The 20,911-nt window shown below is 66.3% G+C and carries 19 protein-coding genes; 2 read left to right on the forward strand and 17 right to left on the reverse strand.

Annotation, left to right across the window (positions count from 1 at the left end; translation table 11 throughout):
* Window positions 1–84 precede the first annotated feature (84 nt).
* Together ACCQ10_RS12735 and dxs are read left to right on the forward strand one after the other, a co-directional pair.
* Window positions 85–741 (forward strand): HNH endonuclease, encoded by a 657-nt coding sequence (locus ACCQ10_RS12735; RefSeq protein WP_039410890.1) that lies wholly within the window; start codon window positions 85–87, stop codon window positions 739–741.
* Between the two features lie 225 nt (window positions 742–966).
* The gene (gene dxs, locus ACCQ10_RS12740; protein WP_372360865.1) at window positions 967–2,883 is read left to right on the forward strand and encodes a 1-deoxy-D-xylulose-5-phosphate synthase; all 1,917 of its coding nucleotides are present in this window, start codon (window positions 967–969) and stop codon (window positions 2,881–2,883) included.
* Between the two features lie 190 nt (window positions 2,884–3,073).
* Here dxs and ACCQ10_RS12745 read toward each other — a convergent pair whose 3' ends face one another.
* From ACCQ10_RS12745 to ACCQ10_RS12825, 17 genes are all read right to left on the reverse strand, one after another.
* Window positions 3,074–4,330, reverse strand: a complete 1,257-nt coding sequence (locus ACCQ10_RS12745) for a glycosyltransferase (protein ID WP_372360866.1) — start codon at window positions 4,328–4,330, stop codon at window positions 3,074–3,076.
* On the reverse strand, window positions 4,320–4,901 hold the full coding sequence (locus tag ACCQ10_RS12750; RefSeq protein WP_372360867.1) for a hypothetical protein: 582 nt from the start codon (window positions 4,899–4,901) through the stop codon (window positions 4,320–4,322). Before ACCQ10_RS12750 ends, ACCQ10_RS12745 begins: the two co-directional genes overlap by 11 nt.
* Before the next feature lie 7 nt (window positions 4,902–4,908).
* The gene (locus tag ACCQ10_RS12755) at window positions 4,909–6,063 is read right to left on the reverse strand and encodes a glycosyltransferase (protein WP_372360868.1); all 1,155 of its coding nucleotides are present in this window, start codon (window positions 6,061–6,063) and stop codon (window positions 4,909–4,911) included.
* The gene (locus tag ACCQ10_RS12760) at window positions 6,054–7,013 is read right to left on the reverse strand and encodes an NAD-dependent epimerase/dehydratase family protein (protein WP_372360869.1); all 960 of its coding nucleotides are present in this window, start codon (window positions 7,011–7,013) and stop codon (window positions 6,054–6,056) included. The genes ACCQ10_RS12755 and ACCQ10_RS12760 overlap by 10 nt, the downstream gene beginning before the upstream one ends.
* Window positions 7,010–7,858, reverse strand: coding sequence for an MBL fold metallo-hydrolase (locus ACCQ10_RS12765; protein ID WP_372360870.1), 849 nt, complete (start codon window positions 7,856–7,858; stop codon window positions 7,010–7,012). The genes ACCQ10_RS12760 and ACCQ10_RS12765 overlap by 4 nt, the downstream gene beginning before the upstream one ends.
* Window positions 7,858–8,889: a 3-oxoacyl-[acyl-carrier-protein] synthase III C-terminal domain-containing protein gene (locus ACCQ10_RS12770; RefSeq protein WP_372360871.1), complete on the reverse strand. Its 1,032-nt coding sequence runs from the start codon at window positions 8,887–8,889 to the stop codon at window positions 7,858–7,860. Before ACCQ10_RS12770 ends, ACCQ10_RS12765 begins: the two co-directional genes overlap by 1 nt.
* 212 nt (window positions 8,890–9,101) lie before the next feature.
* A complete protein-coding gene (locus ACCQ10_RS12775; RefSeq protein ID WP_372360872.1) occupies window positions 9,102–10,115 on the reverse strand; it encodes a TraB/GumN family protein in 1,014 nt (337 codons plus the stop codon).
* Between the two features lie 90 nt (window positions 10,116–10,205).
* Window positions 10,206–10,667 (reverse strand): cupin domain-containing protein, encoded by a 462-nt coding sequence (locus tag ACCQ10_RS12780; RefSeq protein WP_047695237.1) that lies wholly within the window; start codon window positions 10,665–10,667, stop codon window positions 10,206–10,208.
* Between the two features lie 34 nt (window positions 10,668–10,701).
* A complete protein-coding gene (locus ACCQ10_RS12785; RefSeq protein WP_039410871.1) occupies window positions 10,702–11,496 on the reverse strand; it encodes a WecB/TagA/CpsF family glycosyltransferase in 795 nt (264 codons plus the stop codon).
* 4 nt (window positions 11,497–11,500) lie between these two features.
* Window positions 11,501–12,295, reverse strand: coding sequence for a polysaccharide pyruvyl transferase family protein (locus ACCQ10_RS12790; protein WP_372360873.1), 795 nt, complete (start codon window positions 12,293–12,295; stop codon window positions 11,501–11,503).
* 42 nt (window positions 12,296–12,337) lie between these two features.
* On the reverse strand, window positions 12,338–13,540 hold the full coding sequence (locus ACCQ10_RS12795; RefSeq protein WP_039410865.1) for a GumK N-terminal domain-containing glycosyltransferase: 1,203 nt from the start codon (window positions 13,538–13,540) through the stop codon (window positions 12,338–12,340).
* Window positions 13,541–13,604: 64 nt separating this feature from the next.
* A complete protein-coding gene (locus ACCQ10_RS12800) occupies window positions 13,605–15,092 on the reverse strand; it encodes a lipopolysaccharide biosynthesis protein (protein ID WP_372360875.1) in 1,488 nt (495 codons plus the stop codon).
* A 17-nt stretch (window positions 15,093–15,109) separates the two neighbouring features.
* Window positions 15,110–16,159 (reverse strand): glycosyltransferase, encoded by a 1,050-nt coding sequence (locus ACCQ10_RS12805; RefSeq protein WP_372360876.1) that lies wholly within the window; start codon window positions 16,157–16,159, stop codon window positions 15,110–15,112.
* Window positions 16,156–17,298, reverse strand: a complete 1,143-nt coding sequence (locus tag ACCQ10_RS12810; RefSeq protein WP_372360877.1) for a glycosyltransferase family 4 protein — start codon at window positions 17,296–17,298, stop codon at window positions 16,156–16,158. Before ACCQ10_RS12810 ends, ACCQ10_RS12805 begins: the two co-directional genes overlap by 4 nt.
* A gap of 68 nt (window positions 17,299–17,366) precedes the next feature.
* Window positions 17,367–18,455, reverse strand: coding sequence for an acyltransferase family protein (locus ACCQ10_RS12815; RefSeq protein WP_372360878.1), 1,089 nt, complete (start codon window positions 18,453–18,455; stop codon window positions 17,367–17,369).
* A 13-nt stretch (window positions 18,456–18,468) separates the two neighbouring features.
* Complete coding sequence (locus ACCQ10_RS12820) at window positions 18,469–19,560, reverse strand: acyltransferase family protein (protein ID WP_372360879.1); 1,092 nt, start codon at window positions 19,558–19,560, stop codon at window positions 18,469–18,471.
* Window positions 19,557–20,846, reverse strand: coding sequence for a polysaccharide biosynthesis protein GumE (locus tag ACCQ10_RS12825; protein ID WP_199680091.1), 1,290 nt, complete (start codon window positions 20,844–20,846; stop codon window positions 19,557–19,559). The genes ACCQ10_RS12820 and ACCQ10_RS12825 overlap by 4 nt, the downstream gene beginning before the upstream one ends.
* Window positions 20,847–20,911 lie beyond the last annotated feature (65 nt).

A 20,911-nucleotide genomic window follows, 5' to 3' on the forward strand; every position in this document is an offset into this window, starting at 1 on the left:
CTGACCCCTGATTGCAAGACACGCGCCAACGCCGTTCGCCGCGATACACAAACTGTCAACGATCGGGTATAAGCTGTTTTCCCGATGGAGACAGACACGCACGTAGGTGATGTGATCTTCCCCGGAGGCGCCTCTGCCCCGGTCGCGGGCAGCGCTGTCGCTGCGATCCAGCCACTTCCCAGCTTGCGCCTGCTGTCGCTCGATGCGCACGGCCGGGTGCTGGACTGGATCAACTGGCAGGACGCCGCCTGCCTGTATGCACGCGATGCGGTGTCCTGGACGCTGGGCGAGCCCTGCATGCAGATCCACGGCGGCATTTCGCGGCTGACCGGCGAGCGCAGCACACTGGAGCTGCACCCGATCATCGCCGCGCGCGGCCACGCCCGCTCGCGTGCGCTGGACCCGACCCCGACGCTCAGCAATACCGCCCTGTTCGCGCGCGACTCGCAACTGTGCATGTACTGCGGTCAGCACTTCAGCCGCCCGCACCTCACCCGCGACCACGTCATGCCGGTGTCCAAGGGCGGGCGCGATACCTGGGAGAACGTGGTCACCGCGTGTTTCCAGTGCAACTCGCGCAAGGCCAACCGTACGCCACAGCAGGCGCATATGCCGCTGCTGGCGGTGCCGTACCGGCCGAGCTGGATCGAGCACCTGATCCTGTCCAACCGCAATATCCTGTCGGATCAGATGGCCTTCCTGCGTGCGCAGCTGCCCAAACGCTCGAAGCTGTCGCTGTAGTTCACCGGTGCCTGACGGCGCACGCGTCGATGCAGTGCAGGGACGGCAACGGCGCAAGCGCCATGGCGATCGCGGCGGTAGCACTGGCCGCGTGCGCCACCGACCACGCCGCAAAGCGCTCACGACGGCGCGCTCGACCATTGCCGCCGGCTGACAGCTGAACCGGTTTGCTTGCCGGGCCTTCGCCTGGGGAGGACAATGTGGTTTCAGAAGATTGACACGATGATGATCGACTCCACCCGCTACCCGCGCCTGTCCCGCATCCAGACCCCCGACGACCTGCGCAGCTTCGACGAGGCCGATCTTGCGGCGATCGCCGACGAGCTGCGTGCCTATCTCATCGAATCGGTGGGCAAGAGCGGCGGGCACTTCGCCGCCGGCCTGGGCGTGATCGAACTCACCGTGGCCCTGCACTACCTGTATCAGACGCCGGTCGATCAGCTGGTGTGGGACGTCGGGCATCAGACCTACCCGCACAAGATCCTCACCGGCCGTCGCGACCAGATCCACACGGTCAAGCAGAAGGACGGCGTGGCGCCGTTTCCCAAGCGCGAAGAGAGCATCTACGACACCTTTGGCGTCGGCCATTCGTCCACCTCGATCTCGGCCGCGCTGGGCATGGCGATCGCCGCGCAGCGCAACGGCGACGACCGCAAGGTGGTCGCCGTGATCGGCGATGGCGCCATGACCGCCGGCATGGTCTACGAGGCGCTCAACCACGCCGGCGGGATGGATCCTGAGCCGAACCTGCTGGTGGTCCTCAACGACAACCGCATGTCGATCTCCGAGGCGGTGGGCGGGCTGACCAAGATGCTGGGCCGTGCCAGCGGCAGCCGTACCCTCAACGCCATCCGCGAGGGCGGCAAGAAGATCCTCGGCGACAAGAAGAACAATCCCACCGCGCGCTTCGTGCGGCGCTGGGAGGAGCACTGGAAGGGCATGTTCGTGCCGTCCACCCTGTTCGAGGAAATGGGCTTCCATTACACCGGCCCGATCGACGGCCACGACCTGCCCAGCCTGGTCAGCGCGCTCAAGACGCTCAAGACCCTCAAGGGCCCGCAGCTGCTGCACGTCATCACCACCAAGGGCAAGGGCTACGAGCTGGCCGAAGGCGACCAGATCGGCTATCACGCCGTCGGCCCGTTCGACCCGAGCAAGGGCCTGGTGGCCAAGGCCGGCGCCAGGAAGCCGACCTATACCGACGTGTTCAGCGACTGGGTCTGCGACATGGCGGCGGCCGAGCCCAAGCTGCTGGTCATCACCCCGGCGATGCGCGAAGGCTCCGGCCTGGTGCGTTTCAGCAAGGAATACCCGCAGCGCTATTTCGACGTCGCGATCGCCGAGCAACACGCGGTGACGCTGGCCGCCGGCATGGCCACGCAAGGTGCCAAACCGGTAGTGGCGATCTACTCCACCTTCCTGCAGCGCGGTTACGACCAGCTGGTGCACGACGTGGCGGTGCAGCAGCTGGACGTGCTGTTTGCGATCGACCGGGGCGGCGTGGTCGGCCCGGATGGCGCCACCCATGCCGGCAACCTGGATCTGAGCTTCCTGCGCTGCGTGCCGCACATGGTGGTCATGGCACCGGCCGACGAAGCCGAATGCCGGCAGATGCTGAGCACCGGCGTGCGTTACGAAGGCCCGGCCGCAGTGCGCTACCCGCGCGGCACCGGCCCCGGCGTGGCGCTGGACGCCTCGCTGGCCACCCTGCCCATCGGCAAGGCGCAGCTGCGTCATAGCGGGTCGCGCATTGCGCTGCTGGGCTTTGGCGTGACCGTGGAAGCCGCAGAAGCGGTCGGCCGCGAACTTGGCCTGACCGTGGTCAACATGCGCTTCGTCAAACCGCTCGACAAGACCATGCTGCTGGAGCTGGCCAGGACCCACGATGGCTTCGTCACCATCGAAGACAATGTCGTTGCCGGCGGTGCGGGCTCGGGCGTGTCCGAGTTGCTCAATGCCGAGGGCGTGACCATGCCGATGCTGCAGCTGGGCCTGCCGGACAGCTTCCAGCATCACGCCAGCCGCGAAGACCTGCTGGCCGAAGCCGGTATCGACCAGGCCGGCATCCGCGCCGCGGTGCTCAAGCGCTGGCCGCAACTGATGACGACCCACACGCCGCCGTTGAACGCAGCGGCGGGTTGATTTCAACCGGCGCCCCGCGAGGTTGGGCTGGCGCGTCGGGAACGCCGGGGCAGCACTGACCAGGCCTTCCTGTGAAGCGCGTTCTATCCCTGGCCCGCATGCGGGGGCTTGCCTGGGCGTCAATGGGCCCAGCCAGACTGTGCCCCCTGCACGCCACCATGCCGCCGCGGGCGGCGCTGGCGCGGTGGCATCACTCCTGCAGTAGCACGCCGGTACCTGCGAACGCTTGCACCAGCTGCACGACGCGCTGCTGCGCGTGGATCGCCTGCAGCTCCGCCTGCAGGCGACGTACGCCGCACGGCGGCTCGGTCGCGGCAAGGGCCTCATCCAATCGCGCCGGCAGCTCATCCAGATCGCGCAGCCAGGTTGCCGCACCGGCGGCCTGCAGACGCGTGGCGTGGTCGAACTGGTCGTAGTCCAGCGGATACACAATCGCAGGCAGCCCCGCTGCCAGACAGGCGTAGAGGATGCCGGCACCGCCGTGGTGGACGACCAGCGCGTACCGTGGCAGATGCTGCGCGTAATCCACGTACGGCAGCCGCTGATAATTGCCCTGCCCCTGCTGCTGCGGCGCGGCCGTATCGCCATCGCTGAAATGAAAGATCACCTCGGGGAACCGTGGCGCCAGCGTGCGCAATACCTCGTCCATGCGCTGTTTGACCCACTGCAGATGCGTGCCCAGCGTCACCAGCACATGCCGGCGCCCGTCGATGAAGCCGGGAGGCGCCACCTCGGACGGCGGCGTGCACAGTTGTGGCCCTACAAAGCGCAAGGCGGCGGGCCAGCGCCGGGCGAACTCGAACGCGGGCACGCCCAGGGCCAGGATGCACTGCGGCGAATATACCGCCTCGCTGCGGTCGCGGCGGTACAGCGCCGGCAACCCGCACGCGCGCATCTGGCGGCGATAGCAGGCATGCAAGCTGCGCTTGAAGCCGCGCGTCAGCCGCCGCGCCAGCGCATGCCACATGCGCTGGCGCAGGGTGGTGGCCGGTAGCAGCCCACCGAAGTAGGCCGGCGGCCCGTCGCCGGTCTCGATCACGCACGGCGACGGCATGCTGGTCCACCATGCGATGCCCATCGCCTGCGCGGCCAGCCCGGCGCTGGGCAGGGTGAAATCGGCGATCACCAGATCCGGCCGTCGTGCGCGCCAGTCCGTCTTCAGCGCATCGCCCAGCTGCGCCATCAGGCCGAGCGCGGCGTGCAGCTGCCGACGCAGGCGCAACGGATGATGGCCTACCGCATGCGGTGGGTTGGCAATGTCCAGCAGCACCCGATCGGCCTGCGCGTCCAGCACGCTGACCGCGCGCAGCCCGCACGCCGCAATGCGCGCCTGCGCCGCCGGCGTACTGATGACGCGCACATCGTGGTGAGGCGTCAGCTGGCGGGCAATGGCCAGGATCGGATGCAGGTGGCCACTGTACGGCGGGGCGACGAGATCAATCCGCACGCAGGCTGCTCCGCAAGCGCTGCTCGACCTCGGCGACGAAGGCCTGGCAGCTGACCAGCACGCTCGCGCTGCGCAGATAGTCCATGTGGCCACAGCGTGGCGCGTGCGCCACCGCACCATCGAACAGCGCGCGCGAGAGCCAGTCGCCGCGCCCCTGCACCACGCGGACCTGCCCGAACGCGTCAGGCGCCCGGCAGACCGGCCCATAGGCGAACACGGCCAGGCGCGCACGCGCCGACTGCGGCAACTGCAGGGCCGTCAACAACTGCAAGCCGCAACTGCCGGCCAGCAGCACGGTCACCGGGCTGTGCTGCAGCAACGCAGCCACGCGCGCGCGATCGGCAGATGCGACGCGCCCGGCGCGCGCGCCCAGATACTGGCGCGCGCTGGACAGGCTCGCGCGCCACAGCGGGGTGCGCCGATGCGGCGCGCTGTCTGGGCGATACGGGTAATTGCAGTCGATCAGCCGGCGGCCCGCACCCTGCAACGCCTGCAGAAACTGCTGCTGCTCCGCGCTCAAGGCGCAGCGTGCCCGATCGCTCTGCCCGGTCAGAAACGCAATCTGCAGCAAGGGGCGCTCATTCGGCACGAAAGCGACCGTTCGCGAGTACGCGGTAGCGGCGGGTGCGCCAGCGGATGGTGCGCACCCCTGCAGCGTGCAGCAGGTGCAGCGGCTGCAGACACTCCGCGCACACCGACAGCAGCGGACGGTGGCGCAGCGCACCGGTCACGCGCCATTGCACGGCGCATAGCAGCAGTGCGCGGAGCAGCAAGGTGGCAACCACGATGGCTGCACCCGGCCAGGCGGGCGGCATGCACGCACACAGCAGCATGGCCAGCAGCACGACCGGCGGCAATCCTTGCAGCAACACGATGGCTGCACGCACGCGCACGGGTTGTTGCCGCAGCAGGATCAACCCGAACAGCATCCACCGGTGCATCTGGCGTGCATAGCTCGCCAGGTCCGGCAGTGCGGTGCGCATCTCCACCGGCGCGGTGGATTGCCACAGGCGCCCTCCCCGTCCGCGCACCAGGGACGCGACGGCAAGATCGTCGGTCAGCTGGTCCAGCAGTGCGGCAAAGCCGCCCCAGGCGCGCAGCTGCGCAGTCCGCGCGGCATAGCACATGCCATTGAGTGTCACCGGCGCCGCAAACGGCAGCCAGCCCAGGTAGGTGAGCGCTGCATTGTTGTTGACGAATTGCGAGAGCAGGCGCCCCGCCAGCGTGTCGCTGCCGCGGTAATACGGCAACGCGGTCACGACGTCGGCATGGGTGAGGTCGTGCAACATCTGCGTCAGGGCGTGGCTGCCAAGGTGCGCGTCATCGTCCAGGATCAGGCTGATCGGCGCGCGTACGCCCGGCAAGGCGTGCTGCAGTTTCCAGGCCTTGGGGTTGATGCCCGGTGGCGCTGGCGGCACCAGCATGCGGGCAATCCGCACCTGTGGAAACCGGGCGATCAGCGCATCGGCCACCGTGTTGCCTGCGATGTCGTCTGCATCCAGCAACCACACGAACTGCGCCCGTGGCAGTGCTCGCAGGTTGGACGCCAGCACCTCCTGCAGGTGCGCATCACCGCCGAGAATCGGTTGCAGCACGGCCACCTCGGCCTGCGTTGCGGCGATACCGCCAGCCGGGCCGGGGTGCGCGCCGCGCATGACCCACAGCGCGGCCGCAGACTTGATCAGCAGCAGGCCCAGATACGCGGCAGCCAGGGCGAGCGTGGCTAGGCCCACTGGGCAGCCTGCCAGCGCACGAATGCCTCGATGCCTGCATCCAGACCAACACTGGGCGGGCCCAGATCGGCCAGCATGCGGTGTGGATTGAAGGTCTTGGAATAGGCAAAGACGCCCACCCCAAACCGGGTGATCGGCGGCTCGCCACGTAACCGCAGCACGCGGTAAAGACCTTCGACCACGCTGGCCATGCGCAGCGCAGTGCCGATGCGGACCTGGCGTTGCGGCATGGGGAGATGCAGCCGCGCCAGCACCTCCAGCAACAGCTGCTGCACATCCACCGGCTGCGCGTTGGTGAGGTTGTAGGACCGCTGCAACTGCGGCGCCGTGGCCGCGCGATAGAGGTAATCGCAGAGCGTATCGATGTAGATCAGATCGCCGATCACCGGCTGGGTCTGCCCGATGAAACGCGGCAGCGCGCCCTTGCGTGCGGCGGCGATCACGCGTGGAAACAGCACCGTGTCGCCCGGCCCGAACACCGCACGCGGACGCAGCACCGACGCCTGGCCCGGATAGCGCTCCAGCAGGGTTTCGCCCAGGTATTTGGTCTGCGCGTAGGTATTGACGAAGTGCGGGCCGATCGGACTGTGCTCGTCCAGATCGTATTGATGCGCCTCCCGGTAGAACACCGAACTGGAGGACACGTACAGCAGACGCGGGCAGCCGTGCTGCTTGCAGAACTCGATGACATTGGCGGTGGCCTGCACGTTGTGCAGCTGGAACTGCGCGCGCGTCCCCCAGGGCGAGGCCAGCGCCGCCGCGTGGATCACCACGTCCGGTTGCCACTCCAGCGAGAACGGCTGACTCAGGTCGATGCGATGGTAGTTGGGCAGATCGCTGGCACGTCGCCCGATGCCATGGATCTCCAGCCCGGGCTGCCCCTGGAACCGGCGCAGGAAGGCGCCGCCGACAAAACCGGACGCGCCGGTCACGAGAATGCGCAACGTCATCGCCACTCCGGCTGGTAACGGTCAAGACTGGGTTGGCAGTGCGACGGCAGGATGGTCAGCTCCGGGTGCGCCTGCGCCAGGCCATGCAGGTGATGCACGGTGCGCTGGAAGGCACGCCAGTCGTGCATCAGCAGGCGCGTCGGCCACGCCGGCCACTGCAGGGTGGCCAGGGTTGCGTGGGACCACACCGCATCTGCGCACAGCAGTACCTGCCGGTCATGCGCATCGCGCAGCCACAGGCCCATTTGCCCCGGGACATGCCCGGGCAGCGGCACCGCCAGCACGCTGCCGTCCTCGAACAGGTCATAGGCTGCGCCCAGCCCCTGCCAGGCGCCGCCCAGCGCGCGCTGCGGCGCCTGCTCGGCAAACTGCAGGCGCTGATCGAAGTCGTCTGGCAGCAGCTGCGGCAGCAGGGCACGTCGCAAGCCGCCCAGGCGCGAACAGCTGCGCAGCTGCTGGTAATCGGCACGCAGGCAGATGAAGCGCGCATTCGGCAGGTCGCGCAGACCGCCGACATGGTCGGCATGGAAATGCGAAATCAGGCACCAGGCAATGTCCTCCAGCTGCACGCCGCGCCGCGCCAGTTGCGCGCCCAGGGTCTCGTGCGTGGGCAGGGTCACCGGTGTCGTCCAGCGATACACACGCTCCGGCCAGGGATCGGTGGCATCGAAAAAATGCGTGGCATAGCCGGTGTCGTAGAGTAGCGCCCCGCGCTGCGGATGCCGGATCAGCACGCTCAACGCGGGGAACTCCACCGCATGCCAGTGGCCATCCGCACGCACCATGCGCTCGCAATGACGGCAGTGGCCGACACGCAACAGCGCGATGGACACGCGCGTGGCCATCAGTACCGCAACACCATGCCACCGATCGCCAGGCCGGCGCCGGTACCGAGCAACGCGAACACGTCGCCGCGTTGCAACTGCCGGTCCACGCATGCGTGATGCAAGGCATGCGGGAGCGAGGCAGCCACCTGGTTGCCGGTGTCGTGCAGGATGCGCACGACCTGCTCGCTGCGCAGCCCCAGCGTCTGCACGACATGATCCAGCCCACCGCCGGATGCCTGATGCGGCACCAGACAGCGCAGCTGCGCCGTGCTGGTGCCGGCCTCGCGCAGCAACTGCTCCCAGAATGCGGGCAGATGGCGCGCTGCAAAACGGTAGGCGCCGCGGCCGTCCATCCAGAACAGGCGTGAGGCAGCACGTGCGTCGTCGTCGCCCTGTGGTGCACGGGTGCCGCCGCCGCGGATGCGGCACAGGTCCGCGCCGCTGCCGTAGCTGGACAGCCGGCTGGACAGCAGTGCCGAGCCGTGGTCTGCGCTGCTGCGCCCGACCACCACCGCAGCGGCGCCATCGCCAAACAGCCCGGCAGTGGCCGGCACCGTATCGTCCAGGCCGGCCGATGCCACTTCGCTGGAGACGATCAGCACGCGTCGATAGCGGCCAAGCGCCAGCGCATTGGCCGCCGTGTCCAGTGCCACCAGAAAGCTCAGGCAGGTCGCGTTGACATCGAATGCCGGAATGCCGGAATCGCCCAGCCTCAATGCACGCTGGATCAAGACCGCCTGGCAGGGAATCGGCTGCTCCATCACGCTGCAGGCCGAGATCAGGCAATCCACCTCACCGGCATCGATGCCGGCGTTTGCCAGTGCCTGCTGCGCAGCAGCGGCGCCCATCGAAGATGCCGTCTCGCCATCGCCCACGTAGTAACGCGTTTCGACACCCAACCGGGCAACGGTGGTTCCCGCCGGCAGTTGCCAGCGCTCGTCCAGCGCCTGCGAGGTCACCTGCCTGGCCGGGACGTGGCGTCCGGTGCCCAGGATGCGCAGCGGCAATGCGTTCAACACGGAGCTCTCGGCGAAGAAGGCGCGCAGCATACCTTGGCTGGAACGGTCGGCCTAACCGTCCCGGATGGCGAGGCACCCATTCCTCTGCAGTGTCATTCCACACCGCAGTGCGGCACCGCTCCCAGGCACGCCCTGCTGGCACGGCTGCAAGCCTTGCGTGTCCGGCATCGCGCGCGAACTCCGGCATGCACTGCGTGCGTAACGGTGCCGTGCACCTGCACGCACATTGCCGCGTCAGGCGCTCAAGGCGCCTCCACCGCATACCCCAGCGCCTGCAACCGGTCCAGGTATCCATCCGGGGCCGTCAGACGGCTGATCGGCAGCACCGCGAAGGTGCTGCGATTGCGTTGCAGCGCAGTGGTGGCGATCGCGAGCCAATGCTCGCGCATGCGCCGCTCCAGATCGTCGATGCCGCGCTTCCTGGCCGCATCGGAACTGGCCATCGCGCGCATGCACGCCGCCTGCGGATCTTCGCGCGGCAGCTGGCGCAATGCCTCGATATCGCCTACCGACCAGGCATTGGCGCGCTCGACCATGGTGGGCAGGTCGCGCTCCACCGTCACCAGGATGCTGCGGAAACAGGCGATATCGTCCAGGCCGCCGGCGCGAAACTCCTTCAGTGCCTGGCGCGGGTCGGTGATCTTGTAGTCCAGCGCCGTGGGAGTGGGCTTGATGCCGGCGCGCTTGGCGGCGCGCTCCACCACCGACCAGATCACCGGCGAGCGGGCCAGGCCCGCACGCTTCAGCGCCGCCTGGTACAACTCGCCGGCGGCCAGCATCGGGCGTTTGCGTTCCACGCCACGATCGCTGCCGATGTAGCGGGCCTTGGCCACCTTCCATCGCGCGTACAGGTCGGGCGGCAGGACCTCGCGCAGCTCGCGGCCGTCCTCGTTCTTCATCGCCTGCATCGCCGATGGCAGCAAGGTGAGCTTGCCGAAAAAGCCCATGTCCGCGTCGACCTGCACCGTCGGCGCCATCAGCACCTGCTGCGACTGGCCGATGATGGTGGCCACTTCCGACGATTGCCATTGCAGGCGTTTGGGCAACGGCGACTGCGTGCCCAGGATCCACAACACATGCTCGCCCTTGCGCACCTTCCACAGGCCCGGCCCGGGCTGGACCCCGCGGACGACGAGCGCCTCCAGGTCGACCACCGGGGGCGGCGCGGCCGCGTCCTGTATCGCCAGATCGCTGGCGGTCGCCAGCATCGACACCAGCAGCAAGCCGGCGCCCCATCCCACTGCCCTGTGTCGCATCACGTGGTCGCCCCCTGTTTGCGGCGGACATTACGCCAAGCCTGCGACCACTGCGTTAGGGAAGCGTTCGGCCGAGCATCGGCAGCACTGCTAGCGCGTCGCCAGCGTTGCCAGATGCGCTGCCAGGGGAGACGCCTGGTCGAGCAGCGCGAAGCCGTCCCACACGAATCCCGGCGACACCGTGCACCCCACCAGGGTGAAGTCACCCAGCGAGCGCGCCGCCTGCCAACAGCCCGCAGGAACCACATGCATCGGCTCGCCGCGTTCGGCCGCGTCCAGGATCAACCGCCGCAGTTGCCCGTCGCGTTCGTCGTAGACCAGCAGTTCCAGCGCATCGCCCTGCTGCCAATGCCAGCTTTCTTCCGCATCCACGCGGTGCCAGGCGCTGCATTGGCCGGCAGTGAGCAGGAAACGGATCGCAGTCAGCGCCGGGCGCGCGACGCCGTTGTCGCTGACCTGGCGCGCAGAGGCGTAGACGCGCCGGAAGTGCCCGCCTTCCGGGTGGGGTGACAATGCGAGCGATCGGATCAGGGCGGCGGCAGTGGGATGCATGCACGCATGCTAGGCCAGCCGCCGCGGCTGCGCATCACGGCAGATGCTTGCCCGCGCGCAGACAAGTGCGGAAGAACACCAGCAGATCCCAGCTATAGCGCTTGAGCAGCCGGCGCGGCTCGTTGAGCAGGCGGTACATCCATTCCATATGCAGGCGACGGACCCAGTCCGGTGCCCGCTTGGCGGTGCCGGACAAAAAGTCCAGCAGCGCACCCACACCGAACACCAGCGGCACCCGCAGCGCATGGCTATGGTCGAGGATCCAGCGCTCCTGCAACGGGTTGCCGAAGGCCACCAGCAGCACGTCCGCACCCGAGCGATTGATGCGCTCGGCCAGGCCCTCGCCGGCAGCGGCAAACTCGCCGTAACCGTCGCACATGCCCACCACCTGCTGCCCCAGCGTACCGGTCAGGGTGGCAGCGGCGGTCTTGCCGACCCCGGGCCGGCCGCCCAGCAGGAAGAACTTGAGCGGCTGCGCGCTCTCCCGGCACAGATACGGAATCAGATCGGTGCCATTGAGATTGCCGGCGAACCGGCGGCCATGAATCATCCGCGCCGCCAGATCCATCCCGATGCCGTCGTTGACGATGCGCACGCCGGGCTCGCGCATGCGCATCCGCAGCGCCTGGCACTGCACGACAAAGTTGGTGTTGGCAAAAAAGACCCGGCGCGGCTGCTGTGCAGCCAACGCGTGAAACAGGTCCAGCGCGAACGCTTCCTGGGTGGTGGACAACACCGGAAAGCCACCCAGCGGAATCACCACTCCGGCCGGAGTGCCAGCGGCGGCGCCGCTCGTTGTGTCCCTGTCCACGCGCTGGCCCTGCATCATCGAATCACCAAAGGTCGTAAGGGAATGCGGCCAGCAAACCGGCCTGCAGTTTTTCCAGATCGAAGCTGCCGTTGCCGCCCAGCGCCAGGCACTCTTCCACGTTGTTGCCCGAGTGCCACTGGGTGCGCCCGGTGCCGTAGTAGTAGTCGTCGTACTTGAAGCGATCTTCGCCGTTGCCCCAGTCCAGATACACGGCCGGAATGCCGTATGCCTCGGCCAGGATCAGGCCGTGCAACGAACTGCTGACCACCAGTTCGGCGCCCAGCAGCTGGCTCATGAAGGTTGCCGGCTTGACGTTCGGAAACACCAGATGGTCTGCGTACGCGCTGTATTTTTCGACCGGCTCGTTGAAATGCGGAACGATCGCAAACGGACGTCTTTCCACCGCACCGAGCGCTTCGGCCGGGAAGAACATCGGCGTCAGCAGCCCTGGGTCGCCGTAGACTTCCGGCACCGCGATGCCACGGTCCAGCAGGAACTGGCGCGTCTTGGGCCCGCGCACCGCACGCACATCGAGCGTGCTGAAGGTATTGCGCTCGGCAGGAATCTTGCCGTTGATCCCGCTGCCCCAGACGGTATCGCCGTCCTTGGCAAAATGCAGCACCGACCCGATCGCGATGAGCTTCTTGCTGAGGTCCCGCTTTTCGATCAGCGTCTTGTCCTGCAGCGAAAGCACGCAGGACACGATCACCTTGGACAGGTGGTCCCCCATGTTGACGCCAGCGTTTTTCGGCTGCCACCAGAACAATGCACGACGTTCTGCATGTTCTATCCATTTCTGCAGCAAAGCGTTGGCCATGACAAAGGGTCTCCTGAACTCGAACGGGTGAGGTGCGCCGCATCAATGCGAGAGCGCGGCCTCCGAAGATGCACGCGCGGCTGCGCCGGTGTGCTGCGGATACAAGCGGGTTTCCGGGTACGCGGCCGGGTCCAGCACGCGATCGGTGGTGTCAGACCAGTTCAGGCACTGACGGTAACGCACGTGCGGCGCTTCCAGCGCCTGACTGATTGCGGAAACGATCGACTCGGCATTGCCCGGCGTATAGCCGAAGCGGGACTGCTGATACGGCCCGACAACCGCATTCGGGCAGACCGCCGGCAAACCGAAAAAGTCGTACTGCAGCAGCTTCATCGAGCTGTCGGCCAGATACACCGGTACCTGTTCCGAGGCGTAGGGCGCGATGCCGAACCGCGCATGCTTGATGTAGCCAATCGTCTCGACGTGCTTCATTTCACCATAAACGACGACGTTATCGCCATAGCCAGGATGCCGCCCCATGCCCGAACCGATAACGTGGAAGGTGACCTGCGGGAATGCCTTGCTGGCCACCACGAAAAATTCAGGATCGAACAACATCGACCCGACCGCCACGGCATGGATGCCCTCCCCGTACGGCGATGGGTCGCCCAACTGATCCAGGTTGTGATCCACACCGTGCCCGACGTGATAGACGTTGTCGCGGCTGGCGATCTCCTCGGCCATGGCCGGCGACACCAGCGCAATCACATCCAGCGTCGGTGCGACGCGGTCGAACTCGCGCTCGATGTAGGAGGCAACGTTGATCGTGCTCAGGCCGTCGGATGCGCGATACACCAGCTTGGCTGCCGGGTTGATGCGCTTGGCGAGCTCGATGAAGGCCACCGCAATTCCGCTTTCGAACACGATGACGTCGGCCTCGCGCATCCAGTCCAGCAGCTGACGCGGCGGATGCGCGGCATACCAGCGGAACATTGCATCTTCTGCGGCGCGCAGCCACGCCCGCCGGGTATTGAATGGGTGCACCGTCGTGCGCCACAGATAGCACTCGACCCCCTTGTGCGACACCACCGTGTTGGCGGTGTCGTCCAGCGGCAGGCGCATGTCGCCCTTCATCCGCGACAGGCGGCTGTAACGCAGCGAAAAGAACCGCGTCGTGCCGCGCTGCGCCAGCTGGTCAGTGATGAAGTGGATGTTGGCGCGGCGCGGGGTGCGGTAATCGTGGGCGGACAAGACCAGATAGCAAGGCCGGCGAATGCCGGCAGCGGCGGCGGGTGTAGCGCTCATGGGCCGTGTCCTATGAATGAGTGGGGAAAAACATGACCGAGCGCGGGCGAAGACGATGTCGATCTCATCGACGTGCCTTGGCCTGCGTCAGCAACTTGCGGATATTGACGATGGAGATCACATCGCGACGGAATGCCGGCCAGATGCCAAGCATCAGCAGGCACACCGCGGCCATCACGGCTGCGCCGACTGCCAGTTGCTCCCACAGCGGGCCACCGACCGTCACCGAGGCGTAGTAGGCGCTGGCACCGGCGATACCGTATGCCGCCATTGCGCGTACCGCATTGGTGAACAACGCAGCGACCGGCGTATCGGAGATCCTGCCGACCCAGATCAATGAAAGCGGCCAGGTCACAAGCAAACCGAACGAATACCCGATCGCCACGCCCATCGCACCCCAGCGCGAGCCGACGAAGATGCAGGCGATCAACACGATGCGGCTGACCAGCGAGTACACCAGTTGTTGCCGCATCAATCCCCTGGCCAGAAACACCCAGTACGTGGCGTAGGACGCGGTCTGGAAGATGCCGCCGAGCGTGAGCACCTGAAACAGCGGCACCGCCTCGCGCCACTGCTCGCCCAGCACCAGCACGATCAGCGGCATCGCCAGCGCACAGGCGAACGAAAACAGTGCCACGATCAGATGCACCATCACCGTCTGCCCGCGCAGCAAGAACGCGCTGAAACGTTCGCGGTCGTCCTGCAACTGCGACAGCACCGGCAACGCCACGCTGGTGGCCGGCGCATTGATCTGGTTCAACGGCATCATCAACAGCTGGAACGCGCGGTTGTACAAACCCAGCGCGTCCGGGCCGGTGCGCCAGCCGATGATCACCTGGCCCACGTTGCGGCTGGCGTATCCCAGCAGCTGCGCCGCCATCAGGTTCCAGCCGAAGCTCATGAAGTCGCGCATCGGCGCGCTGCGCTGATAGCCGCCAGGCAACCAGCGCGCGCAGCTCGCGGCAATGACGAGGTTCACCACCGCCTGCACCACCTGCTGCACCACCAGCGCCCAATAACCCCAACCCAGCAACGCTGCAGCCACCGCAGCCAGCAGGCCCAGCACCTGCGACCCCACATCGCTCAGCGCCACCTGCCCGAAGCGCAGCCCGCGGCTCAGGTGCGCGCGGTATTGGGTGGTCATGCCGTTGATCAGGAACGTCACTGCCAGCGCCTGGGAGATGGTGACCAGCGCCGGCTCCTTGTAGAAGTTGGCGATCAGGTGCGCCGAGGCGAACACCAGCACCGACAACGTCAACCCGATGCCGCTGTTGATCCAGAACAGGTTGTCGCGTTGCTCGCGGCTGACATGCTTGGCCTGCACCGCGGCGGCCGACAGGCCGAAGTCGCGCAGGATTTCCGCCGCACCGACGATGGCGGTCACCATCGCCATCAGGCCGTAGTCGTACGGGGTCAGCAGGCGCGCCAGCAGGATGATGCCGCCGAATTGCACGATCATCTTGGCCGACTGGCCCAGCATGGTCACCGCCGCTCCGCCCGCGGCACGCGAGCCGAGGCTGCGCTGCGGCGGCGCTGGCGGAGACGATGACATCGAGGGAGGTTCTGCGGTCACTGCGCGGCTTCTCCGTCCTTGCCCAGCGCTTCCAGATAGGTGCGGTAATGCAGCTGCCCGATTCGCGGCCAGTCGCGTTGCGACAGATCCGGGGCCGGCCCGCGCGGCGCCGCGCGCACCGTGTCCAACATGCCCGTCAGCAAGGCCGCATCGAACTCACCTTCATACAGGAATACCCAGCCCGGGCCCACTTCCTCGGCGATGGCCGCGTTGGATTCACTCCATGGCGCCAATACCGGCCGCGCCAGCGACAAGGACAGCAACAATGTTCCGGAGTTATGCATCTGCCGATACGGCAACACCACCAGCTCGGCCTCGCTCACCTCGCGTGCCAGCACCGGCTCCTCGACATAGGCCAGCAGTGCGCTGATGCGCGGATCCTGCGCGCAGGCGTCTTCCACCAGCGTACGCATCTGCGGCGTGGCGGGGTTACCGACAATGCGCAAATTCAGGCGCGGGTCGCCGACATCGCGCATCACCTCCAGCAGCGTTTCCACCCCCTTGTACGGGCGGATCAGGCCGAAATGCAGCAGCCGCCCCGGAACCGTGGTGCCCTGCGGCATCGTCGCAAACCAGTCGCGGTAATGGCCGTGCAGGATGGTGTCGGTGAATGGCGGACGTGGCGGCGTAGTCGCATTGATGCGGATCCAGCGGCGTGTCAGGCGGTCGATCCAGCGCAACAGGCTGCGCTCGCGCCAGCCACGGTCTTCGTGTGGCGCCAGATTGTGCAGGGTGCGCACGACCGGCGTGCCGGTGACCTGCAACCTGAGCAACAACAACGCCGCACACACCTGCTTGGCCAGGGTGCCGGCAGCACTGGGGTGGCGCAGCAGGTATTCGGGCCAGTGCAGATGCAGCACGTCGTAGCGCGACAACAAGGCATCGCGCATCGAGAAGAAGCGCGGCTGCACCGCATCGGGCAACGCGTCGTAGAGCTGGGTCAGATACGGATTGGTGCTGGCGTTAGGCTTTTCGGTGGAGAACAACACCGTGACCTGCGGCCGGGCCGCTGCACGGGTCAGCGATGCAGATGCGTGCGCGCTCATCGCAGCGTCTCCTGCGGACGCGGCGTACCCAGCGCGGCGTGGTACTCGTCCACGTAACGCCCGACCACATGCTTCCAGTCGTAGCGACTCACATAGGCCATCGAGGCCGCACGCCGCGTGGCGAAGTCGGCATCAGCGGTCAGCGCAAGCGCCTGCACCTGGTCGGCCGCCGCGTCGATCCTGTCGCGATTGACGATCACGCCCTGTCCCGACTCGGTGGCAAGCCGCACGAACGGCGGGATATCGCTGAGGATGGGGATCAGCCCTGCGCTCATCGCCTCCACCGCGGCAATGCCGAAACCTTCATGGCGCGACAGGCAGACAAAGAACTGCGCCTGCCGCATCAGCGTGCGCAACTGCTCCTGCGAGGGCGACATGCTCAACTGCACCTTGTCCTGCAGACCACGCTCGGCAATGGCCTTGCGCAGGTCGGCCTCGTTCAGATCGTACTCGCGGCCGGCGATGATCAGCCGCCACTGCGGGTCGCGCTTGAGCGCGGCCTGCAGCAGCTCCAGCGTTTCGATCAACCCCTTGTTGACCGACCAGCGACCGAAATACAGCATCGTCCGGCCAGGCGTCGTCGCGCCCTGCCCTGCATATTTTTCCACGTCCACGCCGTTTTCGATGACGCGCAGGCGCGCTGGCGATACCACCTTGGCAAACAGATCGCCATCGTTCTCGCTGGTGGCAATCACCCGCGCATACGCCAACGCCGATGCCCGGGTCAGGGTCTGGAACCAGATCTGCTTCATGCGCGATGCGTAGGCGGTGTGGAAGAACCCGCCGTGGGTGGAAACCACCATCGGCTTGCCATGGAACGGTCTGGTCAGCGCAAGGTAGTCGTAGAAAAAATCGATGCCATGCAGATGCACCACATCGGCAGAGCGAATCGCGCCCAGCACCGATGGCGCGAGCGGGTAACGCGAGGAGCCGCGATAGCCGATCCGCCGGATCGGCAGGCCCTGATAAGTTTCCTGCGGCGCAAGCTGCGCACCCGGGTCGGTAAACACGCGATCGAGCGTCACCACCTCCACCGTATCGGCACTAGTGGCCTGATGCTGGCGGGCGACATTGAGGACGACTTCCTCCATCCCCCCGATCGAGGGGTGGAATTGGCGGACGACATGCACCACTTTCATTTACGCCAATCTCCTGTGCCGGCGACGCGCACGCAGGTGCTGCGACGACGGTCGATTCTGAAAACGCATCATTGACGCTTCAACCCCAACATCCATGGCGCACTACGCACCAGCACCATGCGCATGGGCACAGCGCAGGCGATCGCGAACGCACTCAACGCCATCGCCCAGGCCGGCGTACCGATCAGGCTGCGATCCACCACGCCGGTGCGGACCACCACACTGGTGATCACCAGAAACACCAAGGTATGCGTGCACAGGATCAGCAGTGTATTGGTACCGATCCATTGCACCCACTGCCAGTTGCGAACGAAGTAGGCCACGCACAAGGTCATCGCGGTTCCCAGCAGGCTGACCAGCACGAACAGCGCGGCCGAGTGTCCGAACTGCAGGTTGTTGACGTCCACCTGCCCGTTCCACCCGGCCAGCAGTCCCCAGGCCGCCGCCACGCACGGCAAGGCCACTGCCCAGGCCCCTGCACCGAAGCCACGCAACCGCTCGGCAAAGCGCGACAGCCAGCCGCCGATGGCAATGAAGAACAAGGCAATCGGCAACACGTCCAACGCGAGCGGCAGCCGCAGCTGCAGCGCGGGAAACCATCGCGCCCATGCCAGCGCCAGCGGCAAACTCATCGCCACCACCACGCCCGTACTCAGGCGCGCGCGCAGTGCAATGTAGGCCAGTGTCGTGACAAACAGTGCCGGCAGGAACCACAACGCCGGCAGCACGTATAGACGCGTGCCATTGGCCCAAAGCACGCCGGTCAGCGGATCCCACCAGGCACGTGCGCCCGGCTGCTGGAAGGCGTGATTGAGCACCGCCATCAACAGCCATACACCGTAGGCCACCAGGAAAAAAGCCAGGTACGGAACCAGGAGCGTGCGCGCCAGCTTGGCCGCTGTCGCTGCGTTCAACGCACGCCGCCCGAATCGTTCGCCCACCCATCCGGAGAGCACGAAAAACAGCGGCACATGAAAACTGTAGGCAAACAGTTTGTACGCGGGCGGCATGCCGCTGGCATGCCCAAGCACCACCAGTACGATGGCCAGGGCCTTTGCCGCATCGATCTGCCAGTCGCGGGTCGCCGCAGCCACCGGCCGCACGCCCAGGCCTGCCGTGCCGCGTCCCACCTCGGGCAAGTACGGAGCCGTGGTCATGCCGCAGCGCCGCTCATGCCGTCACCGTGCGCGCACCCAACGCCCAGGGAGCAAACCGCATCAGCACCCAGCGCATCGGCACGCATGCCACCAGCGCAAAGACCGTGACGAACACCGCCCAACCCAGCCCGGGACGCGCCGAGCCGAACCCGCCAGCGACTGCGGCAACGCCGGACAAGACGAAGAACACCAACATGTGCGTGCACAGGACCAGCAAGGTGTTGCGGCCGATCCACTGTACCCACGCCCAGCCCTGCACCAACCGCGCCGCGCAAATCACCATCAGCGAGCCCAGCACCGCACTGAGCAGGAACAGCGCATGCTCGCGACCGAACTGCAGCATGTTTACGTCGATGCGTCCATTGCGCTGGGCCAACCACGCGACTGCGAACGCCAGCACCACGGTTACCAACGCACTGATCGGCAGCGATGTCGGCAACCGCGGCGACAGGTGAATCAACAACGCGCCCAGCGCGTAGAAACACAACGACACCGGTAGCACATCGAGGCCGAAGAAAAGCCGCACGCCCTGTCCCGGGAACCAGTTCATCCAGATCCAGGCCAGCACCAGCGACGCCAGCGCAATGACCAGCGGGGGCAGCACGTGGCGCAGCAGGATGTAGGCAATCACGGTCACCAGCATCACCGGCAAAAACCACAGTGGCGGTTGTACGTACAGGTCCGGGCCGATCCCGGTGAACAGCGACACGATCGGCTCCCACCACGGATGGCTTCCCCACCGCGCCGCCTTCTCGCCGATATTGCGGGTCAACAACCAGTACGCATAACCCAACAGATAGAACGTCACGTAGGGCAGCAGCAGGCTGCGGGCATGCCTGCCCAACGACCGCCGGTCCAACCCCGTGGTGCGGGACGCATAGCCAGCCGCCAACCACCCCGACACCATGAAAAACAGCGGCACGTGAAAGCTGTAGGCGAACAGGGTCATGCCGTGCGGCACACCCTTGGCATGGCAGAACACCACCAGCAGGATCGCGATCGCCTTGGCTGCATCGATCCGCTGATCGCGCGCACGACTTACTGTCGTGATCCGGTCGCCAGCGGCAGGCGTGACCGGCGACGTGGCTGCCGCGGCAGCGCTCATCGTGCTGCTCCCGCGGGCAATGGCAGCTGCGCGCCATCTGCCGTTGGATCATCCTTGATCGAGGTCCGGGGAGCAGCCGACGCGGACCAGGTCGGACGCATGTGCCATAGGCAGCCACAGACGAACCACCACAGCGCCGAGGTCTTGATCGAAAAGTAGCCGTTGGACACCAGCAGACTCAGCGCGAACGCAAAGATGGCCAGGTTCTTGAACAGCTGCCCTTCCTTGCTGGGCATCAGCAGCAGGAACGAATACGACAACAGGAACGCCAGCACGCCGACAATCGACTGCGAGGCGATGAAGTAGGAAATGCCGCTGTCGAAGTAGCGATACGCCTGCGCAAAATCCAGGCCCATCCAGGACTCGAACGACAGGTTGTTCATCGAATACACGGTGAAGAACACCCGGCCCATCGTGGTGTCCTGGTAGGCGGTGATCCCGGTCACCCAGACCAGCAGCCAGGCACTCATGATCACCAGCAGGAACACCAGAAACGCCAATCGTTGATCGAGGCGTTTCAGCAAGGGCGTCAGCAGCACCATCAACACGCAGGTACCCGCGGCCAATCGTCCGTCGGAAGCGACGATCATGAAGCCGATCAGTCCGACCGACAGCATCAAGGCGGCCGGACGCATCCAACGCCAGAACACCAGCACGATGGCGGTGAAGAAGCAGATGTAGTTACCCATCGTCACCGGCTCGATGAACATCGAGGAGGCGCGTGGCAGGTTGGAACCCGGCAGGAAGTTACGCTCGCCCGGGCGCGTGGCGCTGACGAACAGGTTGCTGTCCTCGTTCCAGAAGCCTTCGGCGCTCATCCCGCGCGCGTTGACGAAGAAACTCTTGGGATTGACCAGATCGCCATAGGCGCTTGGCATGGCCAGTTCGAACGCGGCGACCAGCGAGACGATGATGGTCATGCGGATGAACAGCTTGGGCAGCGAGCCGGTGTACGCGGACCCCAGCACCACGAAGGCGAAGACCACCAGCGCGTCGCGGAAGAACTTCGGATCGATCTGCCAGTTCACCAGGAACCGTACGAACATCAGCAGCACGATCAAGCCCAGCCCGCTGATGATCAACGCGATGCGCTTGCGGCTGAGCGAGCCCAGGCCCAGCAGGAAACATGCCGCATACACCATGAACTCGACCGCGTAGGTGATCACCGGGCGGACGGTGAACACATTCGCATTGATCAGGGCCAGCACCAGGTTGTAACCGACGCCGACCAGCAACGTCAGCTCGATCAGCAGGTTGTGCCAGCGAATGCGGGTCGCCTCGCTCATTCGAATCAGCATGCACACGCCTGCCTGAAAGGGGCGGCTGCAGTGCAGCCGCCCGCGGCGCCGGA

The organism is Xanthomonas sp. NCPPB 1325, from assembly GCF_041477645.2.
GTDB classification, from domain to species: Bacteria; Pseudomonadota; Gammaproteobacteria; order Xanthomonadales; family Xanthomonadaceae; genus Xanthomonas; species Xanthomonas cannabis.